Genomic DNA, 21,876 nt, shown 5'->3' with positions numbered 1-21,876 from the left:
CCGCAATGAGTGATCCTTTGGAGGTTTCCATGACTGACATGTTTGCACCACCGCTCGAGCGTCCTTTGGGACCCGCTATTGCCAAGGGCCTGCGTTTGAAATGCCCCAACTGCGGTGAGGGCAAATTGCTGCACAGCTACCTCAAAGTGAATGATTCCTGCTCGGAATGCGGCGAAGACCTGTCACATCAGCGGGCCGACGATGGTCCGGCGTATCTGACGATTTTGTTGGTCGGTCACATCCTTGGCTTTGCTTTGCACTTTGTGTTTGTAAAGTTCCGGCCCGAACCTCTTGAGCTGGCCTTGGGCATGGGGGCGCTGACGATTGCCGCGTCTTTGTTCCTTTTGCCACGCATGAAGGGTTTTGTTGTGGCCTATCAATGGGCCAAGCGGATGCACGGGTTCTAGGCGCACCCGCGTTTGGGCATGACCGCTCTGCACGACCTTCCGTTTTCTGCGCAATCGGGTGTTATCGATGTGCCGTTTGACGCGGTGCGTTTAAAGCTTCTGGAACTGGCCGGATCGTTTGATCTGGCCGTGAAAGAGCAACACCAGCCACGCACCATAACTGTTCTGACGGTTTCAGGCGGTATCTGCATTGCCGCGTCCCAAACCGGTGTGCGCCTACAGATCGCATCCGAAACCGCCCAAAACCTTCAGGAATTGCGCGAAAGCGTCGTGCAATTGATCGCTGCTATGTCGACCAAAGCCGCAGAGGCGCTATGCTGGTCTGACGCGCCTGATACAGCCCGCCAGCCACCGACCCTGCACCGCGCCCAAGTGGTGTCAGTCACGTCACTTGGGAGCACCTTTCTGCGTGTGTTGGTTCGATGTGAAACGCTTGAAGCGTTTTCCGATACATCCATTCATTTTCGTCTGTTCCTGCCCCCGACCGCAGAGGCGCCACTCACCTTGCCAACAGTGGCCCAAAACGGCGTACTGACATGGCCCACAGGTGATCAGGCACCGCATCGCCCTGTTTATACCGTGCGTGCACTGGACAGGCCGCAGGGTCTTTTGACCTTTGATGTGTTTCGTCACGTGGCAAGCCGGACAGAGCACTGGGCAGAACATGCCCAACGGGACGATGTGGTGTTTTTCACAGGGCCTTCTGGTGGCGGCATTCCCGATGCGCTGAACCTCAACCTGTTCGCAGATGAAACCGGATTGCCCGCCGTGGCGCGTTTTTTGGAAAGCTTGCCAGCAGAGGCAAAAGGGCGCGTTTTCCTCAAAGGTGATGTCCAGACACGAGCGACCTATCCGATGCCGGACCATGCCGGTTTCGTCGTTGAATGGGTGCCCTTGGCAGAAGGCGCGCTGTCGGATGCGGCGCGCGACTGTCAGGCCCGAAGCCCAGACCATTTCCTGTGGTTCGCGGCCGGATCAAATGAGGTTGACCTGTTGCGCAAGTCGGTCAAATCCCGCTTCCCCTCGGGCACGCCGGGCACATCTTATATCGTCGCCTTCTGGTCGCCCAAAGGCCGTTGAACAGCAAAAAGGCGGCCCCGAAGCCGCCTGATCAAACCATGTCCAAAACCGTGGGTTCTTAGCCTTCGGCCTGCATGCGTTCCAGCATTTCGCGCTGGCGTTTGCACATCAGCTTGTCTTTGAGAGGGCTGTTGGGGTCCACATCTTTGGAACACACCACACATTTGTCAGCGCCCGAGATCGCGTTAAGACCGCCACAGCTGCCCTTGATGGTTTTGCCCATCAGCATAACCCCGAGGCTCATGCCCAGCATGACCAGACCCAGCAGAATAAAAGCCAGAATAAAGGTGCTCATGATGTAGTCTCCTGTGTCTTAGTCGACCGACTGTGCGGCGGCGAAGCTGTCGCTTTGAGTGGTGATATAATCTTCCGCGTCGGCATTTGCACTGCGTGAAATGAAGAACACCGCAAGATTGTGATCATTCGCGATCTTCATGCCGCGTTCTTGACCAAGAACAAGCATCGCCGTGGCCCAGGCATCCGCGAGCATCCCGTTTTCCGCCAAAACGGTGACAGACGTGGTGCGGTGTGTGATCGGGCGGCCGGTGGTCGGATCAATGATGTGCGAATAGCGGATGCCATCCTGCTCGAAAAAGTTGCGGTAGTCTCCGGATGTCGCCATGCCGGTGTTGCTGACCGGAACGATCAGCTCGAGCCCGCCTTGACCACCCGCTTCTGGGGTCTCGATGCCGATCCGCCATGGATCGCCCTTGTCGTTCTTGCCCTCGGCAAAGAGGTCGCCGCCGATTTCGACCATGAAGTTTTCGATACCGGCGTCTTGCAGAACCGCAGAGACCGCATCAATCCCGAACCCTTTGGCAATGGCCGACAGGTTGATGCCAACCTCGGGGGCCGCTTTGGCCAGACTTGGCGCGGCGGGGTCCAGATCCAGAAGACGTGCCTGTCCGACACCTGTCAGGGCTTCGTTGATCGCCTCATCCGACGGAATCGGATCTTCGGGCTTGCGCGGGCCAAATCCCCAAAGTTCGATAAGCGGTCCAAGCGTGACGTCAAACTGTCCGCCGCTGACCACATGCACCTCGCCTGCGGCACTCATGACCTTGGCAAAGTCAGCAGAAACCGTTTGCGGCAGGGTGCTTGTCGATTTTGAAAAGGTCGACACCTCGGACTCGGGGTCCCAGTTCGACATTTTGCCGTTCACATCCTTGAGTGTCGCCTCGATGCTGGCGCTCAGCGCCTCTTCGTCAAGGTCCACTCCGATGGCGGTGATGTTATAGGTCGTGCCCATGGTTTTGCCCGAAAAACGGACAACTTCCGGCGTCTCTTCGAAAAGGCAACCAGACAAAAAAACAACGGCGGCAATGGGGGTCCAACGGATCATGTCGGGGCTCCTGTAAATCGCAGCGACATATGCCACCCGACGCGTCCCGAGTCAAACCGTGCCCGCGTCGCACCAGCGCCGGTTTGCCTAGAATTCGAGGGGCACAAATCCCAGCATTAAAAGACCAACCAGAGCGGGCACACCGTACATCCAAGCGCGCTTTTGCCAGCCCGGATATTGCTCTTTCCATGCCTTGCGAAAGCGGTGGCCACAAACGACCACAAGAAACACCAGAATAGAGCCGGTCAAAGGAGTCAGATAAAGGTCGTTCATTGCGTTTTCTCTCCGGCTTCCAACCCTTTAGGCGGAAAAACCACTAGTCAGATCAAGATGCGTCGCTAAGATGGTCTTGTCAGCGCGCTAAAATGGAGGAGAAGACATTGGCACCAAGCTCTTACCAGTCCCCGTCCCAAGGGGACAAATCCGAAAAGACCTATAGCCAGACATCGCAATCGAATCTAGCCTCATCCACCACCACAATTTCCAAATTGCTGGATGAAAAAGGCAATGACGTCATTACGGTACGCCCCAATGACACCATTTCGACGGTTGTGACCATTCTGCGGGACAAAGGCATCGGAGCCGTTGTCGTGACTGATCAGAACCGCGCCGTTCTCGGGATTCTATCTGAACGCGATATCGTGCGCCGCATGGCAGACACCCCCGGCCAGACGCTGCCTCAGGCCGTCGAGGACCTGATGACCAAAGATGTTCTGACCTGCGCGCCGGCAGACAGCATGATCGACGTTCTAAAGCGTATGACAGAAGGTAAATTCCGCCACATGCCCGTCATGGATGGCACTTCGCTTGTTGGCATGATCACCGTGGGTGATGTCGTCAATTTCCGCCTGACCGAGCTGGAATATGAAGCGCTCAAAATGAAGCAGATGATTGTCGGCTAGGTCTGACAACCGCCCTTGAGAGAGGGTACTTCGAAAATCAGTAAGGCCCGGCGCACAACACTGTGTCCGGGCCTTACCTTTTGCGGGCCTCTGCCAAAGAATAAGGGCGGCTCGAAAGCCGCCCCGTTTCAAATTCTTTCCGGATTATCCGCCAAAGTCATCCAACATGATGTCTTCGCGATCCACACCCATGTCCAACAGCATGTTGATCACGGATTGGTTCATGATGGGCGGACCACACATGTAGAATTCGCAATCTTCAGGGTTCGGGTGATCCTTGAGATATTGTTCGTACAGCACGTTGTGAATGAAGCCGGTCAAACCATCCCAATCATCGTCGGGCTGAGGATCGGACAGGGCAACATGCCAATCAAAGTTGGGGTTCTCTGCTGCCAGACCGTCAAAGTCTTCGACAAAGAACATCTCTTTCTTCGAACGCGCACCATACCAGAAGCTGATCTTGCGGTTGGAGTTCAGACGCTTCAGCTGATCAAAGATGTGCGAACGCATAGGCGCCATACCGGCACCACCACCGATAAAGACCATCTCTTTTTCGGTTTCACGTGCAAAGAACTCGCCGAAGGGACCAGAGATCGTCACCTTGTCACCTGGTTTCAGGTTAAAGATATACGACGACATCTCGCCGGCAGGGATGCCCGTTGATCCGGGAGGTGGCGAAGCCACACGCACGTTCAACATGATCATACCGCGCTCTTCGGGGTAGTTGGCCATCGAATACGCACGTTCAACAGGCAAGGTCACCTTCGAGTCGTACTGCCACAAATTGAACTTGTCCCAATCTTCGCGATACTCTTCCTGAATATCAAATTCGGTGTATTTCAATTCGTGTGCAGGCGCTTCGATCTGGATATAGCCACCCGCGCGGAAGTTAACATCCTCGCCTTCGGGCAGGTCCAGAACCAGCGCCTTGATGAAGGTCGCGACGTTATCGTTGGAACGCACGGTGCATTCCCACTTTTTCACGCCGAACACTTCTTCGGGGACTTCGATGTCCATATCCTGTTTGACGGCCACCTGACACGACAGACGGTCACCACAAGAGGCTTCACGCTTGGTGATGTGGCTTTCTTCGGTGGGCAGGATCGACCCGCCCCCCGAATGCACCTTGACGCGACACTGCGCGCAGGTGCCCCCGCCGCCACAGGCGGACGGAACAAAGAGCTTTTCAGCCGCCAGTGTCTGGAGCAGTTTGCCGCCAGCCGGTACCGAAATGGTCTTTTCGCCGTTGATCGTGATCTGGACGTCGCCGGTCGAAACCAGACGCGAACGTGCCACGAGGATCAGCGTCACCAGAGCAAGAACGATGAGGGTGAAAAGGATGACACCCAGAGAAAACGTTTCCATAGTATCGGCCCCCTTACAGTTTGACGCCAGAGAAGGACATGAAGGCCATCGCCATCAGACCTGCTGTGATGAAGGTGATGCCAAGCCCCTGAAGCCCGTCAGGAACATCAGAATACTTCAGCTTCTCGCGCACACCGGCCATTGCGGTGATGGCAAGCGCCCAACCAAAGCCAGAAGACAGGCCATAGGTGGTTGCTTCGGCAAAGTTGTAGTCCCGCTCGACCATGAACAAAGAGCCACCAAGGATAGCGCAGTTCACTGTGATGAGGGGCAGGAAGATCCCCAGCGCGTTGTAAAGCGGCGGGAAATACTTATCCAGGATCATCTCGAGGATTTGCACCATGGCCGCGATCACGCCGATGTAAGAAATCAGACCAAGGAAGGTCAGATCCACATCTGGGAACCCGGCCCAAGCCAACGCACCCGGTTTCAGCAGGTAGGTCAGCAGCAGGTTGTTCGCAGGTACGGTGATGGCCTGAACGACCATAACCGAAATCCCGAGACCCAGCGCGGTCGAGATCTTTTTCGACACCGCGATGAAGGTACACATGCCAAGGAAGAACGACAGTGCGAGGTTTTCAACAAAGATGGCCTTTACGGCCAGTGCGATAAGGCCTTCCATCAGTGCCCCTCCACCGTCTGAATTTTATATTCACGCTCTTCGACCTGCTTGGGTTTCCATGTGCGGAAGCCCCAGATGAGCAGACCGATAATGAAGAACGCAGAAGGTGGCAGAAGAAGCATGCCGTTGGGGACGTACCAGCCACCGTTGTTCACGGTCTCGAGGATTGTCACACCAAACAGCGATCCGGCGCCGAACAGTTCACGAATGAAGCCGACCAGCATCAGGATCAGGCCATAACCCATCCCGTTGCCGATGCCGTCGATGAAGGACGCGACAGGCGGGTTCTTCATGGCAAAGGCTTCGGCGCGGCCCATCACGATACAGTTGGTGATGATCAGGCCAACAAATACCGACAGTGTTTTCGAGATTTCAAAGGCATAGGCTTTGAGGATCTGGTCCACAAGGATCACCAGCGACGCGATGATGACCATCTGGACGATGATCCGGATCGAGCCGGGAATCTGGTTACGCAGGATCGAGATGAAGAACGATGCAAACGCGGTCACAAAGGTCACCGCCAGCGTCATCACAAAGGCAACCTGCAACGAGGACGTCACCGCCAGCGCCGAACAGATACCCAGCACCTGAAGGGTGATCGGGTTGTTGTCGACCAACGGGTCGATCAGCATTTCTCTTTTTGTTTGTGACATCAGAGATCTCCCGTTTTCAGTTTGGCAAGGAACGCGGCATAGCCTTCGTCACCCAGCCAGAATTTCACCAGGTTATCGACACCAACCGAGGTCAGTGTGGCACCGGCCAAAGCATCGATGTGATAGTCGGGACCAGCAGGCGATTGGGCTTTGGACACGTTGATTTGCATCTCGCCGTTTTCATCGCGCAGCTTCTTGCCGCTCCACAGTGATTTCCAGCGCGGGTTGTCGACCTCGGCACCAAGACCGGGGGTTTCACCGTGCTGATAGAACTGCAGACCGAAGATGTCGTTGCCGTTCTCTTCCAGAGCGATGAAGCCATACAGTGTTGACCACAGGCCATAGCCGTGGACCGGCAGGATCACCTTGTCGATCGCACCGGCGTCGTCTTTCAACAGATAGACAACACGGTATTTGGCTTTGCGGCCGATACCGGCGGGATCGTTGCCTAGTGCAACGCTCAGCTCGGGATCAGACGCTGCGGCCAGATCGTCGAACGTGGTGGCATCGAATTCATCCGTGAACTCACCCGTAGCAAGTTCCAGAACCTTGGGTTCGAACGCGGCAAAGGTTTCTGCAACGTTCATGCCCGGTTCATAGACGCCGGACACCTGCAGGACGTTCAACTGTTTGTCGCGCAGTTTGTTGGCTTCCTGAACAGGACGCAGGCTTACGGCTGCGACCGATACGATCATCGAAGCAAACAGGCACAAAGCCACAGCGACAAAGATGGTTTTCCCAACAGAGTCTGGCGGAGCGGCCAGAAAGCGGGCGATCGCGCCCTTGGGTTGATCAGGCGTTTGCGTATCAGACATGACGACGCGCCCTCCGTTTGATGTTGGCCTGTACGACGAAATAGTCGATCAGAGGCGCAAAGACGTTACCGAACAGGATGGCAAGCATCATGCCTTCCGGGAAAGCGGGATTGATCACACGGATCAGCACAACCATCACACCGATCAGCGCACCATAGATATAGCGGCCCACGTTGGTGTGGCTGGCGGAAACCGGCTCTGTCACCATGAAGACAAGACCAAACGCATAGCCACCCAGCACAAGGTGCCAGTACCAAGGCATGGCGAACATCGGGTTCGTTTCCGAGCCAATCACGTTCAACAGCAGCGAAAGGCCGATCATGCCACCAAGGCAGCCTACGATCAGGCGCCAGTTGGCGATTTTGGTGATCAGCAGGAAGCAAAGACCAATCAGACAGGCCAGTGTCGAGGTTTCCCCGAACGACCCCTGGATCGTTCCAAAGAACGCATCCATCCATGTGATCCCTTCAGCGGCCAGCGCCTGAAACCCTTGTGCGGCAGAGACACCCAACGCGGTTGCGCCGGAAAAGCCATCTACAGGTGTCCAGATCGAGTCACCCGACATATACGCAGGATAGGCGAAATAGAGGAACGCACGTCCTGTCAGGGCCGGGTTGAGGAAGTTTTTGCCGGTACCGCCAAAGACCTCTTTGCCGATCACAACGCCAAAGGCGATGCCCAAGCCAACCTGCCAGAGAGGTGTGCTTGCAGGCAGGATCAGAACATAAAGCATCGAGGTCACAAGGAAGCCTTCGTTGACTTCGTGTCCCCGGACCGTCGCAAAGATCACTTCGAAAATCCCGCCGACGATCAATGTCGTCAGGTATATCGGCAGGAAGTAGAGGAACCCGTGCAGAACATTGGCAAACATGCTGGTCGGATCCAGCGAAATGCCCAGACCTTGCAGAATGGCGATACGCCACCCTGTCGCGGCGCTGTCACCCAGCGCGGCAATCGCGCCGTTGGCCTGAAGGCCGGTGTTGTACATGCCCCAAAGGATACAGGGGATGGTTGCCAGCACGACATAGGTCATGATCCGCTTCATATCCACGAAAGACCGTGCATGAGGTGCGACTGATGTGACCGTTTTAGGCGTGTAAAGCAGGCTTTCCACCATCTCGTAGACAGGGAAAAGCTTTTCGTATTTGCCACCTTTGGTGAAATGCGGCTCGATATTATCAAAGAAGTTACGCAAACCCATGCATCACCCCTCCTTTTCGATCTTGGTCAGGCTGTCGCGCAGGGCAATGCCGTACTCGTACTTGGCCGGACAGGCGAAACCACACAGGGCCAGATCTTCTTCATCCAGCTCCAGCGCGCCCAGTGCCTGGGCGGAATCGGTATCCATGACCAACAATGCGCGCAAAAGCTGGGTTGGCAGATAGTCCTGCGGCATCAGCGTTTCAAAAGTGCCCGTTGGCACCATGGCGCGGCGGCCACCATTCATATTTGACGTCAGCGGGAACAGCTTTTTGGAGAAAGCCGAGGCCAACACCGGCTGTACCGCGTATTTTTCGGGGCGGGGGCGGATCCAGCCAAACACAGTCTGGTCCTTGTCTTCACGGATGATCGAAACCTGACGTGCAAAGCGGCCCAGATAGGCGAAGGGCCCATGTGCGTGACGTCCCGACAGGATCGATCCGGAAATGACACGTGGCGTGCCCGTCTTGATCTCGCCTGCGGTCAGTTCTTCGGTCGAGGCCCCTTGCAGTGTGCGCACCAAACGCGGGTTCGCCGCTTCGGGGCCACAAATCGCCACAACCATCGACGGATCCAGATACCCGGTCTCCATGAGACGGCCAATTGCGATCACGTCCTGATATCCGATTGTCCAGACCAGATCATCACCCGCGAGCGGGCTCAGAAAGTGGATATGGGTTCCGGCCAGTCCGGCAGGGTGCGGGCCATCAAAGCTCGCAACCTCGACGCCGGGAACATCCGCAAGAGGCGCGCCCGGGGCCTGACACAACCACGTTGTACCTTCTGTCAGCTTGGAAACCGCAGCCAAACCGGAAGCGAAGGCTTCGGAGGCATCGTTTACGATCACTGCGGCGTCAGCAGACAAGGGATCCGTTTCCATCGCCGTGACAAAGATTGCCTTTGGCGCCGTGCCGGGAACCGGCATTTTTGAGTACGGACGGGTGCGGAAGCTTGTCCAAAGACCTGCCGCGCAGAGCTTTTCGGCAATGCCTTCTGCGGTCTCGGCATTTCCGACACCACCAAAGTCAACGCCGGCATCAGCAGCATCGCTTATTTCGATGACAACGCTTTGCAGGACGCGCCGTGCGCCGCGATTGATCGCGACCACCTTGCCGGTTGCCGGTGCCACCATTTGGGCCGCCTCGACATCCTTGTGGCAGAACAGGGGCTGGCCCAGTTTTACCTCTTCGCCTTCTTTAACAGCCATACGGGGCTTCAGCCCAATATAGTCGTCTCCCAAAACAGCAACATGCGTGATCGCAGGACCATCGCCTATTGTCTGATCTGGGGCGCCTTCGACCGGAATATCCAGTCCCTTTTTTAATGTATAGTTTTGCATTTCGCTTCGTTCTTTTCAGCCCGGCTACCTTTGCTTCACACCGAACAGACAAGCCAACGGCGCAAAATTTTCCACGTTGCACACGCAAAGGAATACTCTTGCGCGGCCCACATAAGAATCTGACGCCCTTTTAGGGGCGATTGGGGGTCATTGCCAAGGGCTTATCCGCCGGAATTGTCAGACTGTGCGAGGGAATGACTTTGAACGAAACCGGATCAGGCGGCATTTGTGAAACGCTTAAAAACAAAGCGATTTTGACATCGCGCGTTTGACCCGCGCTGTGGACATCTCGCGCTTTTGAGAGGTCTGCGCCGCCCATCTTTGGAAAACCGCGCACCCGCGATCGCCGCCCATCGAGACAAAAAATGTGACGCCACGTCGTTTGGGCCGCCCCAGACAGAGGTCATTTTGACCAACCATCGCACCAAAGGATCAAGGCGGCGCGCCTTTTTGACGACATAAGCGGCCCTGCCCTGCCCGTCTGCTAAATGCCCTTGTGGACTTGAAAACTTTTGATCGCACGCCTGACAAGCATGTGCGGTGCGCGCACGGTGGTGCAATAAATGTGATGCTGGATTTGTGTCATGGGCAAAACGACCGAACATCTATGCGCGAATCCGCGGGGTACATTTCATCCGGCACCGCAACCCATCGCGCGTACTGTTTTGCGAAAGGCGCAAACAGGAACGAATGGGTCGCTTACGGATTGGAACAGACGACCAGCAAAGTGCCCGAACCAATGGACGCCGGGCAGCAATAATTCTGCATTGCCAAAAAAAATGCTGCACCAGCGAGATGATATGTCGCATCCGTTTTTCCACGCCAATTCAACCACATGCAATTTTAGGAATATAAATTGCACGACCGCATCAATGACCGAAAACACCTGTAGGATACGCTCCACCACCCACCACATCGGGTAGAAACGGAACGCTGCTGATTGACTTGTGCACGGCGGCATTGCACGACAAAGCAATTGGCCCTTTGGCCCGATCTTTTGAAACCCAATTTGCGGAACGCGACTATGGCGCTGACACCTGACCTTATCCGACAGACACACGACACCATTCGCAGTGCCACGATCCGCACCCCCATGGTCAAGGCCACACGCCTTTCGATGCATCTCGGGATCGATCTGTATCTGAAGCTGGAAAACCTGCAGCACACCAATGCGTTTAAATCTCGGGGGGCTTTGGCAAAACTGCTCACCCTGTCCGACGAGCAACGCAAAAACGGTGTCATCGCCTGTAGCGCCGGAAACCATGCACAGGGGGTTGCCTATCACGCCTCTCGATTGGGAATTCCGTCCGTCATCGTAATGCCCGAGGGCACCCCGTTTAATAAAGTGAAACGGACCGAAGATTTTGGGGCGCAAGTTGTCCTGCACGGCAGCGGCTTTGACGAAAGCGTGCAGTTCACACTGGATATGGCAGCAGAAAAGAACCTGACCCTGATCCACCCCTTTGATGATGAAGTTGTGGCAGCAGGCCAAGGCACCGTGGCCATCGAAATGCTTGAGGATCATCCGGAACTGGATGTGATCGTCGTGCCCATCGGCGGAGGAGGCTTGATTGCAGGCATCGCGGTCGCCGCCAAAGACATCAAACCCGAGATAGAAATCGTCGGTGCCCAAGCCGAACTGTTTGATGCAGCAAAAGCCCAGTTCGACATGGGCTCCACCAATTTCGGGGGGGCAACTCTGGCCGAAGGGATTGCGGTGCGCGAACCTTCACAGGCCAATATGGACATCATCGCAAAGTATGTAGATCGCATCGACAGTGCCACAGAAGCGGAAATCGAAAAAGCGGTGTTTGATCTGATCAGCCACGAAAAGCTGGTTGCCGAGGGTGCCCCCGGGGCCGGACTTGCCGTGATCGAGAAACATCTTGAAGCTTATAAGGGCAAAACTGTCGGTCTGGTGATCTGTGGCGGCAACATCGACTCGCGTCTGTTGTCGACCTTGATCCTGCGCGGGCTGGTCAGTGACGGGCGCATCACGCGCCTTACCTTTGAAATCGATGACACGCCCGGACAACTGTCCGACATATCGCGCATCATCGGGGATGGAAGCGCCAACGTGATCGAGGTTATCCACCAACGCATGATGCAGACTGTTGCCCTGAAACAGGCAGAACTCGAGGTGGTGATCGAAGCCCGCGACATCCACCACGTCCGCGAGATCGTCGGTGCCCTGCGCGAACACGGCTTTAAGGTGCGCACGGATAGCGGCGTTTAGGCAGGATCAGAACCTGTCGGGGCTAAACGCGGCGATGTCTATTTGCGGGGATCTGCCAGCGATCAGATCTGCAACGATCCCGCCCGTAGTCGCCCCGAGCGTCAGCCCCAGTTGCCCGTGACCCGTTGCAAAGGTGAGGTTCGGCATTTTTGCCGACCGGCCAAGGATCGGGCGCGTATCAGGTGTGAACGGACGGCGGCCCATGCGTCTGCTGGCTTTTTTGTCCTGTAATCCCGGCAAAACGCGATGGGCGCGCTTGACCAAAACGTCGGCGCGGCGCCAACGCGGATCGGCGGTGAGACCTGCAAACTCAATCGTGCCCGCAACCGCCAGTTCATTTTCATACGGGGTGATCCCGAAACCACCCGAAGGGTAAAACACGGTATGCTTCAAATCGACCCCGGGGTCGCTGAGACCCGTCGAATACCCAAGAACACCTTCAAGCTGTAAAGCGATCTCAAGCTGTGAAGCCAGCGCTTTTGAGTGGGTGCCAGCCGCCAGAACCACCTCGTCCGCAGAGATCGTTTGCCCATCGGCACAGGTGACACCCGTGAGCCGCTGGTTTTCCCGTGTGAAACCCGTTCCCGCCGTTACAACAACCTTGCCGCCGCGCTGATCAAAGGCGCGATGCAAGGCGATCACAAGACGACGGGGATCGGCAACAAAGCTCCAGTCGCGCAAAACCGCCGCGTGTTGGAAATCGGGCGCAATGGCAGGCTCTATTTCATGGGCCTCGGCACCGGAAATTTCATCAATCGTGCATCCCATTTCGCGCGCGAGGTCAAAGGCCGCCCCCATTGTGGCCTTGTCGCGGTCATCCTCGAACAGTTTGAGAACAGGGCGTTCGATCAGCATGTCCTGCACGCCGTATTTTACCATCTGCGCCTTGAAATCATCAGTGGCCGCAAAGTTCAGCTTTGCCAGATCAACAGCGATCTCTCGCATTTTCGAGGGGCGGGAGTTCGCCGTGAACCGCGCGAACCACGGCAAGAGTTTCAGAGCGCTCGACGGGCGCAGGGACAGGGGAGAATCCGGATCGATCAGCCAGCCCGGCACTTTGGTCAACATGCCCGGCTGGGACAGCGGCACGACCTCGCCAACTGCGATGCATCCACAAGAAGCCCAGCTTGCCCCCTCGCCCACAGCCCCCGGATCAAGCACGGTCACATCATGCCCATCGTCCAACAGTGACAATGCACAAGAGATGCCAACGACCCCGCCGCCGATCACCACAACATGCTTCATTTTGTTTTCCCTAGCCTTCAAATCCCAGTTCAGCGAGCAACGCAGTGCTGACGGCGATACCTGTGCTGGTGGCCTCAGCGCGTTTGCCCAAGCGCCCGTCACCGGGTACGCGTGCCGCGCCATTGCCTTCGATCTCGGCACACACACGCGTGACGTAGTCGTTGAACGACGCATTCCCAAAGCGGCTTGGATCGATCGCAATCAAGGTCGCGCCCCCTTTGACGTTCAGGGCGCCGTGCGCTTCGCGATCTTCGTTGTTCACGGACAATGTGCCACCCGCAAGCGCCGCGCCCAGAATTTCGACCATAAAGGCAATCGCCGCGCCCTTGTGTTCGCCAAAAGGCAGCAAACTGCGGGTTTCAAGAATTGCATTGGGATCGGTGCTGGGCTGTCCAGAGGTATCAAGCCCCCCTGCGCGGGGCAGATCATGCCCTTCGGCAGCCGCCATCTTGACGTCCATCAGGGCCACAACCGAAGACGCCTGATCCCAGACAACGGGTGACGCGCCGTCGCGCGGACAGGCAAAAGACATCGGGTTGGTGCCAAAAACAGGCCGCACGCCGCCATGCGGCACCACCATCGAAAGCGAATTCACAACGCCCAGCGCCACCAGTCCGGCCTCGGCCAAAGGTTCCGTGTCAAATCGCATCGCCCCAAGATGGTGGCTGTTGGCACAGGTCAAGGCCGCGATCCCGTTTTCGCGCGCCATCGCAATCAGGTCGTCGCGCGCCATCTCTGCCGCGATCTGGAAATATCCGTTATCTGCATCCGCGCGCAGCACCCCCGGGGCGGTGCGCTCGATCTTGGGCATCGCGTCAGGATTGGCATAGCCGGAGGCAAAGCTTTGCGCATAGACCGGCAGCATTCGAAGACCATGGCTGCGTGGGCCGTCGCGTTCGGACATCATCACAAGGTTAGCCAATACGTCACTGCCCGCCGCATTCATACCTGCCTTCACAAGGTAGGATTTGGCAAAGGTGCGGACCTCGTCAAGCAAGAGGTGTCTGGTCGAAATCTCGGTCATGCGGCATCCTTGTTCTTCACGCTGAGAGCGGGCCCTATACGCGCCCGCCCTGTGTCTTGTTTATCGCAGCTTTGCCTGTTCAGGTCTGATATTCCAAGCGCTTCTTTGCAACAAAGTCGTCCAGTGCACCGCGCGTGTCGGCATCCATGGGCGGCTGCACATAATTGTGCAGGATACGCTGTGCTTCGTCGCGCCCCACCATGTCGGCATTCTTTGCACCTTCATCCACCCACTGCTCGTAGCTGTCGTTGTTTTGCAGCGGGTTAATAAGAAGAGGGTTTTCACGCGTATGATCCGTTCCAAGGAAATGCCCGCCGGGTCCGATTTCGGCAACATCCCCCAAAAGCGCATCAAGGCTTTCTTCCTTTAGGCCGCTAAAGAAGCGATGGAAGGCTTCGAGTTGATAGGAGTCGTGCACCCATTTGGAATAGCTGACGCCCAGCGCCCCTTCGAGGAAGCCAGCGGAATGCACGATGAAGTTACACCCACCCAACAGCACAGGCCACATCGTGTTGGCACTGTCAAAACCGGCCTGCAAATCGGGCGACTTTGATCCTGTCCACATCGTGCACGAGCGCCATGGCACATCGTAGAAACGCGCCATCTGTCCAACCAGCAAATTCATCAGACCCGGTTCAGGCGATCCCATCATTGGCGCACCGGTTTTCATGGAAACCCCCATGATCGCGACCCCCAAAACCATGGGCGCGCCACGCCGCACAATCTGGCTATAGGCCATGCCAGCCAAAGACTCGGCAATGAGAAGCGCAACACCACCTTGGGGGCTGGCCGGTGTGCTGGCCCCTGCCAACACAAACGGAGACAATAAACATGGCTGGTTGGCAGCCGCATAGACCCGCAAGCTCTCCAGCATGGTTTCATCCCAGACAAGCGGCGTGTTGCAGTTCAACAGGGATGTGACGACCACGTTTTGGTCAACGAACTCTTCACCAAACACAATGCGGGTCATCTCAACCGTGTCTCGCGCCGCTGTTGCAGATAGAACAGAGCCCTTAATGGGTTTGTCGGTCAACGTCAGAGCGGCATGCACCAGCTCGAGATGGCGATGTGGAACGGGAACATCCTGCGGCTCGACCGGCAGAACACCCGGCACATGAAGCGCCTGACTCATCTGGCCCAGTTTGAAAAAGTTATGCGCATCTTCAAGCATGGACGGGCGGCGTTCCCCGTCCAGACCATACACAAACGGTGCGCCATAAGCGTTGGCAAAAATCGAATGCGCCCCACCTACATCAACCGTTTTTTGGGGATCACGCGCATGATACTGGTAAGTCGAGGGAACCGTTGAAATCAGGTCCATCAACATGTCGCGCCCGATGCGTACACGTTCGCCTTCCACATCTGCGCCTGCGCGTTTCCAATCGGCGAGGGCCACAGGATCGCGGAATTCAATGCCGGTGGTTTCCAAAATCGTCATGGCCGCGTTGTGGATTTTCTCGACCCCGTCCGGGCCAAGAAGATCTATGGGGCCGACCGCCCGGTTTAGCGTGGGCAAATAGACCGGCGCCGGGTTTGTACGCGCCTGAACACGGGCCGCACGTCCCCCCCGCGAAGGGCGTTTTTTCGTTTCAGTCATGGTGTCTGATCCTGTTCAAAGGTCAAGCGCGCGCGCGTGCGCTGGTTGGGTCATAAAGGCAGGTATCCACCACCTCGGCGTCCCGCATTTCATTGTGAATGTTGACTTGGAATTTGGTGCCCGCAGCGGTGAGGTCTTGGGGAACCAATGCCATCGCAATGTCGTGGTTCATATAATAGGAAAACCCACCCGACGTGACGCGACCAACCAAAGCGTCGCCATGATAAACACCTTCATCATACATCACTGAGGTGTCGCAAAACGGCAGCTTCAGAGTCACCAGAGTGTTACAGCCCCCCTGCTCTTTCTGCTTAAGAAGGGCCTCTTTCCCGATAAAATCGCGCTCTTGGAACGCTCCGTTGATTTTCTCTTTCAAGGCCACAAACCGTCCAAGGTCTGCCTCATACGGGGTCATGTCCTTGCAGATCTCGCGATTGATGGCGCGATAGGATTTTTCCAGTCGCATGGATTCCAACGCTTCGAGACCAAAAGGTTTCACGCCTGCCTTGAGCAGCAAATCAACGAGGTGGCGGTTGTAGCCAATCGGGTGGTGCAGCTCCCATCCCAATTCACCGGTATAGCTCACCCGCAAAAGATGCACGTTTTTGGCATAGCCTACCTCGCCCATTTGCGCGGACAACCAAGGGAAAGCTGCATTTGACAGGTCGTTGTCTGTCAGAGGGCGCAGGATATCTCTTGAGTTGGGACCGGCCAGAGCGATGACGCCCATCTGTTCAGAGACATCAGTCATGACAACAGAGCCATCTGCCGGCAGCAGGCGCGACAGGTAATCCCAGTTGTAGACTTGCCCGTTTGGCGTGCTGACAAGATAGAAATCGTCCTCTGCATAACGCACGATTGTGTATTCGCCCTCCATGCCCCCTCTGGGATTAAGGGCAACCGCCAAGGTCATCCGCCCTACCTTGGGCAGTTTGTTCGCCATGATGCTGTCGAGCCACGCAACCGCGCCCGGTCCACGCACCGTGAATTTGGTCATGGGGGACATTTCGATGAAACCGGCGTCTTCGCGGGTTCTGCGCACCTCTTCCTGCACCAGTTCCATATGATCGGTCCGGCGGAAGCTGTGCTCGGGGATCGCTTCTTCCAGGGATTTCGCAAACCAGCGGGGGAATTCATATCCGTTAAAGCTTGTCCAGACGGCGCCTTGCGCGGTGAGCAGATCATAGGACGGCACGGTTTTCATAGGCCGCGCACCGGGGAAATCTTCGCCCGGAACATGGGCATCCATGTGGGTGCCCCAGGTTTCGCGAACCTTATCCATGGTCCAGCGTTTGGACGCATAGTCTCCGAACCTGCGGGGATCAATTTCGGACATGTCTTTGCCGGGATCACCATGCACAATCCAGCGGGCCAGACTTTCGCCCATCGTACCGCCCCAAAGAATGCCGCCCGGCACGCCTTCGGCAAGCCACAGGTTATCGTGACCCGGTGCCGGACCGCACAACGGCAACTCGTCCGGTGTCATCTGGAACGGGCCGCGCGTGTTGGCCTTGATGCCGACTTCACCAAGGGTCGGCACACGTTCGAGCGCACGTTCCCATTGGGTTTCGACCGCGTCAAAATCCTCAGGCAGCAGGTCTGCGCCAAAATCCTCGGGCACCTTGTCTTCGGCAAAAAGTTTCAGGTCTTTTTCGAACTCATAGGGGCCGAACTGAAACCCGCCCACATCTTCGCGCAAATAGGCGCCATAGTCTTCGTCCCGCAGGATAGGAAACTCGGGCAACCCTTCTTTGCGACGACGGGCCAGTTCCGGCACGGTTTCGGTGGTCCAGTACTGGTGCACAATCGGGATACAAGGCAGATCCAGCCCAACGCGGCGCGCATTTTCACGCGCATAGTTGCCCGTCGCAAAGATCAGATGCTCGCAGGTGATGTCGCCTTTGTCGGTTGTGACCTTCCAGTGGCCATTGTCCAGTTTCTCATAGGCCTGAGCTTCGGTGTTCTGATAGATGGTCGCACCTTGGTCGCGGGCCAGTTTGGCAAGGGCCATCGTGATGTCGGCAGGGTTCACATAGCCATCTTCTGTATGCAAAATCCCGCCACGGATGTTTTCGCTTTGCGCCAACAGGGGATGGGCTTCGGCGACTTCTTCAGGTGTGAGCAATTTGCAGGGGACACCTGCGGCCTCGGCAATAGAAATATAGGACTGGAATTCGTCCCAACGCTTTTCGGTATTGGCAACGCGCAATTGACCGACCTTGCGAAGCCCCACGGAATTGCCCAGCTTTTCTTCAACCTCGCCATAGATGCGAATGGTCTCCATCGTCATCTTGGAGATGTTGTAAGACCGCACAAACGTGACGAGTAGACCCGCCGCATGCCATGTCGACCCAGAGGTCAATGTCGTACGTTCCAGCATGACAACATCAGTTTCTCCATGCTGTGTCATCCCATACAGGATCGAAGCCCCTACACAGCCCCCACCTACAACCACAACTTTGGCATGCGACTTCATCTTGCGACTCCCTGAGCGAAATTTAGAGTAGCTTAGGCGAGACAATCGAGAGTTTGCTCTTCAAAAAAATGCCACACTAATATAACTTCAGGTTATGAGAACACTGCGCCGGATTCTGCCCTCTTTGAACAGCCTTTATGTGGTGGATGCCGTTGCGCGGCATCTCAACCTGACCAAGGCGGCGTTAGAGTTGGGAATTTCACAACCCGCTGTCAGCAAATCCATTCGGGCGACAGAAGAAAATCTGGGAACACAGTTGTTCATCCGGCGCCACCGCGGCCTGTCACTCACTCTTGAAGGCAGAGCGTTTGTTGACGAGGTCCGCAACGCTCTGGATCGGGTTAGCGACGCCGCCACAGCCATCAAATCCGCCAGTGACGCAGAAGAAATCCGCGTCAACGTCTCATCAAGCTTTGTTTCCATGTGGCTGGTGCCCAATATCGCCAGCTTCAAAGAGCAAAACCCCAGTGTCCTGTTCAACATTACCGAAAACCATGGCGATCTGGATCAAGACGCATTTGCGGCTTGCGACTTTACAACCCGGATCGGAATGGGCGCGTGGAAAGAGGCACACTGCTGGGATCTTGCCCGAGAACGGCTTTATGCGCTGGCCTCGCCCGAATATATCAAAGCCCATCCAGAGTGCCTGAAACTGGACACCTTGCAGCAGTCCCATTTGCTGCACGCGACCGAGACACACCGGTCACGCATGGGCTGGAAAGAATGGTTCGCCGCGACGGGAACGCCCTATTTGCGTGACCAGAATGATATGGTCTTTTCGGATCACCATTCCGCGATCCATGCGGCCTTGGTTGGTCAGGGCGTCACTTTGGGATGGCAACATCTGGTTGGGGGCTATTTGGGCGAGGGTCGGCTGCAAATCGTCGCCAACACGGTGGTGCGCACCCCACAAAACGTGTTCCTGCTGTCCCCCAAGAACCGGATATTGCGCGCCCATCACACCCTTTTCAAAGACTGGATGGTCGCGCGTTTCAAACAGCTTGATGCCATTCCTCACGGTCTTGACCGTTTTGATAGCACCACCCGTTTGGGCAGTTAACGCATGACAAACGGGTCCGGAATGGGGTCGTCACTTGTGCGCAACCAGACCGATTTGATCTTGGTGTATTCCAGCGCAGCATCGATGCCCCCTTCGCGTCCATACCCGGACAAGCCATGCCCGCCAAACGGGGCGATCGGGCTCACCGCGCGGTAGGTATTGACCCAGACGATACCGGCGCGGATCGCGCGGATCATCCGGTGTGCCCGTGTCAGGTCACGTGTAAAGATGCCCGAAGCCAACCCGAATTGTGTCGTATTGGCGATCTCGATGGCTTCGGCCTCGTCCTCGAAATCCAGCACCGAAAGAACGGGGCCGAAAAACTCGGTTGTGACACAGGGCGCATCAGGCACCGCCGTGCAATCAAGGATCGTTGGCGGGAAGTAAAACCCTTCGCCCTCACAATCCGCGCCGCCAGTGACAAGCGTTGCACCCATGTGGGTTGAGCGCGAAATCAGATCAAGCGCATGTTCCCGCTGTTTCTCGGTGCACAGCGGACCGACCTCGGTCGCCATGTCATCGGGGGCACCGATGACAACGTTTTCGGCCTTTTCTTTCAGGCGCGACAGGAATTCATCCTTGATGGAACGCTGGACCACCAACCGCGATCCCGCAACGCAACTTTGCCCCGTCGCAGCAAAAATGCCAGAAACCTGTGCATTGACGGCGCTTTCGATATCGGCGTCTTCAAACACGATAAAGGGCGATTTCCCGCCAAGTTCCAAAGACGTCGACGCCAGATTTTCCGCAGAGTTCCGCACGATGTGGCGTGCGGTTGCCGGCCCGCCCGTAAACGCAACATGGGCAATCTTGGGATGGCTGGTCAGCACAGATCCGCAGTCGGGCCCAAACCCGGTGACGATGTTCAAAACACCTTTGGGAAAACCGGCCTGATCAAAAATCTTCGCGAATTCCAGCATTGGCGCCGGGCCTTCTTCGGAAGCTTTCAACACCACGGTGCATCCTGCGGCAAGGGCCGGACCAATCTTGACTGCGGACAGAAACAACTGTGAATTCCACGGCACAACAGCGGCCACCACACCGACGGGCTCGCGGCGCAACCACACATCCATGTCCGGTTTGTCGATCGGCAGGTGCGCGCCCTGAATTTTGTCCGCCAGCCCTGCGTAATAGCGATAATATTCGGCCACATAGGCGATCTGGGCGCTTGTTTCTCGGATGATCTTGCCGGTGTCGCGGGTTTCAAGCTCGGCCAGGCGCGGTGCCGCTTCTGCGACCAGTTCTGACAGGCGGATCAACAGCTTGCCGCGCTGGGTCGCAGTCATATTTGCCCATTCGGGGTTGAAAAAGGCCCGTTCAGCGGCTTCGACAGCTCGATTGACGTCATCGGCACGTGCCTCGGGCATCAACGCCCATGGCCGTCCATTTGCCGGATCAAGGCTTTCAAACCGGGCAGATCCGTCTTCGAATGCACCGTCGATATACTGTTGAAACTGCTGCATGGTCTGTCCTTATTGAAACGCTGGCATCACATCACGGATGAACCGCTCAAGCGAGGCTTTCTTACGCTCGAAGCTCATACTTGAATCGATCCAGAAGGAATATTCGTCATACCCCAACGCCTCGTACCCTTTGAGACGTTCGATCACGGCGTCCGCTTCCCCGATGACCAGATCCCGCTCCATTGCTTCGGGGCTATAGAACGGATGCGCTGCAATCTCTTCATCAGACAAGGGCGCGATCAAGCCCTGATCGATGTCGCGTTTGTTCATAAACCAGGCACCGAAATAGTTGTAAAACCGGTTCAGCTCTTCTGCGCCACGTTTCACATCCTCAGGACCGTCGGCAACATAGGTGTGCAACAGCAACATAATCTTGGGGCGCGGCTGTTCGGGGAACTTGGCACAGGCGGCGTTGAACTTGGTCATCAGATCGGCAATTTCGCCGTCCCCCTGCCAAAGCGGTGTAACCTGAACGTTGCACCCGTTTGAAACCGCAAATTCGTGACTGTTCGGATCACGTGCGGCAACCCAGATGGGGGGACCGTCTTTCTGCACGGGCTGTGGCGAGGACGTCGTTTCGGGAAAGGCCCAATACTCTCCGTCGTGGGTATAGTTGCCCGCCCAAAGCTGTTTTACCGCAGGGATCACCTCTCGCATGCGCAGGCCGGCTTCCCATGCGTCCATGCCCGGTTGCAAGCGCTCATACTCGAACGAATAGGCGCCACGCGCGACGCCAAGATCCAACCGCCCGTCCGTGATGATATCGGTCATGGCCGCCTCGCCCGCCAACCGGATCGGATGCCAGAACGGTGCGATCACCGTGCCCGTTCCAAGGCGCACGTTCTTGGTATGGCGCGCCAGATCAACGAGGTTCAGAAAAGGGTTCGGCGCGATGGTGAAGTTCATGCCATGATGCTCGCCGGTCCAAACGGCATGCATGCCCCCTTCATCGGCGATTTTGCACAGCGCGACGAACTCTTCATAGAGCTGCTTTTGATCTTCTTCGGGCGAAATTCGCTCCATGTGAGCAAACAAAGAGAATTTCATGGT

General features: G+C 56.5%; 20 protein-coding genes. 5 read left to right on the top strand and 15 right to left on the bottom strand.

Annotation, left to right across the window (positions count from 1 at the left end; genetic code table 11):
* Window positions 1-29 precede the first annotated feature (29 nt).
* A complete protein-coding gene (locus PH7735_RS17840) occupies window positions 30-407 on the top strand; it encodes a DUF983 domain-containing protein (RefSeq protein ID WP_199535004.1) in 378 nt (125 codons plus the stop codon).
* Between the two features lie 18 nt (window positions 408-425).
* Window positions 426-1,487 (top strand): siderophore-interacting protein, encoded by a 1,062-nt coding sequence (locus PH7735_RS17835; RefSeq protein ID WP_058312781.1) that lies wholly within the window; start codon window positions 426-428, stop codon window positions 1,485-1,487.
* A gap of 58 nt (window positions 1,488-1,545) precedes the next feature.
* On the opposite strand, the gene nqrM is transcribed toward PH7735_RS17835, so the two are convergent.
* The 3 genes from nqrM to PH7735_RS17820 form a co-directional block, all read right to left on the bottom strand.
* Window positions 1,546-1,782, bottom strand: a complete 237-nt coding sequence (gene nqrM / locus PH7735_RS17830) for a (Na+)-NQR maturation NqrM (protein WP_058312780.1) — start codon at window positions 1,780-1,782, stop codon at window positions 1,546-1,548.
* An 18-nt stretch (window positions 1,783-1,800) separates the two neighbouring features.
* Window positions 1,801-2,829, bottom strand: a complete 1,029-nt coding sequence (locus PH7735_RS17825) for an FAD:protein FMN transferase (RefSeq protein WP_058312779.1) — start codon at window positions 2,827-2,829, stop codon at window positions 1,801-1,803.
* 87 nt (window positions 2,830-2,916) lie between these two features.
* Window positions 2,917-3,102 (bottom strand): hypothetical protein, encoded by a 186-nt coding sequence (locus tag PH7735_RS17820; RefSeq protein ID WP_058312778.1) that lies wholly within the window; start codon window positions 3,100-3,102, stop codon window positions 2,917-2,919.
* Window positions 3,103-3,209: 107 nt separating this feature from the next.
* Between PH7735_RS17820 and PH7735_RS17815 the strand changes: the two genes are divergently transcribed.
* Window positions 3,210-3,731, top strand: coding sequence for a CBS domain-containing protein (locus PH7735_RS17815; protein ID WP_058312828.1), 522 nt, complete (start codon window positions 3,210-3,212; stop codon window positions 3,729-3,731).
* A gap of 144 nt (window positions 3,732-3,875) precedes the next feature.
* Here the strand turns inward: PH7735_RS17815 and nqrF are convergent, their stop codons facing one another.
* From nqrF to PH7735_RS17785, 6 genes are read right to left on the bottom strand one after another with little or no spacing between them, the layout of a single operon-like run.
* Window positions 3,876-5,096: an NADH:ubiquinone reductase (Na(+)-transporting) subunit F gene (gene nqrF, locus PH7735_RS17810; RefSeq protein ID WP_058312777.1), complete on the bottom strand. Its 1,221-nt coding sequence runs from the start codon at window positions 5,094-5,096 to the stop codon at window positions 3,876-3,878.
* A 13-nt stretch (window positions 5,097-5,109) separates the two neighbouring features.
* Window positions 5,110-5,718, bottom strand: a complete 609-nt coding sequence (nqrE, locus tag PH7735_RS17805) for an NADH:ubiquinone reductase (Na(+)-transporting) subunit E (protein WP_058312776.1) — start codon at window positions 5,716-5,718, stop codon at window positions 5,110-5,112.
* On the bottom strand, window positions 5,718-6,371 hold the full coding sequence (locus PH7735_RS17800; RefSeq protein ID WP_058312775.1) for an NADH:ubiquinone reductase (Na(+)-transporting) subunit D: 654 nt from the start codon (window positions 6,369-6,371) through the stop codon (window positions 5,718-5,720). Before PH7735_RS17800 ends, nqrE begins: the two co-directional genes overlap by 1 nt.
* Window positions 6,371-7,186 (bottom strand): Na(+)-translocating NADH-quinone reductase subunit C, encoded by an 816-nt coding sequence (locus PH7735_RS17795; RefSeq protein WP_058312774.1) that lies wholly within the window; start codon window positions 7,184-7,186, stop codon window positions 6,371-6,373. The genes PH7735_RS17800 and PH7735_RS17795 overlap by 1 nt, the downstream gene beginning before the upstream one ends.
* The gene (locus PH7735_RS17790; RefSeq protein ID WP_058312773.1) at window positions 7,179-8,387 is read right to left on the bottom strand and encodes an NADH:ubiquinone reductase (Na(+)-transporting) subunit B; all 1,209 of its coding nucleotides are present in this window, start codon (window positions 8,385-8,387) and stop codon (window positions 7,179-7,181) included. Before PH7735_RS17790 ends, PH7735_RS17795 begins: the two co-directional genes overlap by 8 nt.
* Window positions 8,388-8,390: 3 nt before the next feature.
* Window positions 8,391-9,725 (bottom strand): Na(+)-translocating NADH-quinone reductase subunit A, encoded by a 1,335-nt coding sequence (locus PH7735_RS17785; RefSeq protein WP_058312772.1) that lies wholly within the window; start codon window positions 9,723-9,725, stop codon window positions 8,391-8,393.
* A gap of 1,024 nt (window positions 9,726-10,749) precedes the next feature.
* Here PH7735_RS17785 and PH7735_RS17775 point away from each other — a divergent pair.
* Window positions 10,750-11,961, top strand: a complete 1,212-nt coding sequence (locus PH7735_RS17775) for a threonine ammonia-lyase (RefSeq protein WP_058312770.1) — start codon at window positions 10,750-10,752, stop codon at window positions 11,959-11,961.
* A gap of 6 nt (window positions 11,962-11,967) precedes the next feature.
* On the opposite strand, the gene PH7735_RS17770 is transcribed toward PH7735_RS17775, so the two are convergent.
* The 4 genes from PH7735_RS17770 to PH7735_RS17755 all read right to left on the bottom strand — a co-directional run bounded on the left by PH7735_RS17770 (window position 11,968) and on the right by PH7735_RS17755 (window position 18,303).
* Window positions 11,968-13,206: an NAD(P)/FAD-dependent oxidoreductase gene (locus tag PH7735_RS17770; protein ID WP_058312769.1), complete on the bottom strand. Its 1,239-nt coding sequence runs from the start codon at window positions 13,204-13,206 to the stop codon at window positions 11,968-11,970.
* Window positions 13,207-13,216: 10 nt separating this feature from the next.
* Window positions 13,217-14,230, bottom strand: a complete 1,014-nt coding sequence (locus tag PH7735_RS17765; RefSeq protein WP_082645301.1) for an Ldh family oxidoreductase — start codon at window positions 14,228-14,230, stop codon at window positions 13,217-13,219.
* A 79-nt stretch (window positions 14,231-14,309) separates the two neighbouring features.
* On the bottom strand, window positions 14,310-15,827 hold the full coding sequence (locus PH7735_RS17760) for a trimethylamine methyltransferase family protein (protein ID WP_058312768.1): 1,518 nt from the start codon (window positions 15,825-15,827) through the stop codon (window positions 14,310-14,312).
* A gap of 22 nt (window positions 15,828-15,849) precedes the next feature.
* Window positions 15,850-18,303 carry a GcvT family protein gene (locus PH7735_RS17755; RefSeq protein WP_058312767.1) on the bottom strand — a complete coding sequence of 818 codons (2,454 nt, stop codon included), beginning with the start codon at window positions 18,301-18,303 and terminating at the stop codon, window positions 15,850-15,852.
* Between the two features lie 94 nt (window positions 18,304-18,397).
* On the opposite strand from PH7735_RS17755, the gene PH7735_RS17750 reads away from it, so the two are divergent.
* Window positions 18,398-19,363 carry a LysR substrate-binding domain-containing protein gene (locus tag PH7735_RS17750; protein WP_058312766.1) on the top strand — a complete coding sequence of 322 codons (966 nt, stop codon included), beginning with the start codon at window positions 18,398-18,400 and terminating at the stop codon, window positions 19,361-19,363.
* On the opposite strand, the gene PH7735_RS17745 is transcribed toward PH7735_RS17750, so the two are convergent.
* Both PH7735_RS17745 and PH7735_RS17740 read right to left on the bottom strand, forming a co-directional pair.
* Window positions 19,360-20,826, bottom strand: coding sequence for an aldehyde dehydrogenase (locus PH7735_RS17745; protein WP_058312765.1), 1,467 nt, complete (start codon window positions 20,824-20,826; stop codon window positions 19,360-19,362). The two genes, PH7735_RS17750 and PH7735_RS17745, sit on opposite strands and share 4 nt — an antisense overlap.
* A 9-nt stretch (window positions 20,827-20,835) precedes the next feature.
* A complete protein-coding gene (locus PH7735_RS17740; RefSeq protein WP_058312764.1) occupies window positions 20,836-21,873 on the bottom strand; it encodes an LLM class flavin-dependent oxidoreductase in 1,038 nt (345 codons plus the stop codon).
* Window positions 21,874-21,876: the final 3 nt, after the last annotated feature.

It is taken from the genome of Shimia thalassica (genome assembly GCF_001458215.1).
Lineage (GTDB): Bacteria > Pseudomonadota > Alphaproteobacteria > Rhodobacterales > Rhodobacteraceae > Shimia > Shimia thalassica.
This window is presented reverse-complemented; position numbering and strand designations above follow the sequence as displayed.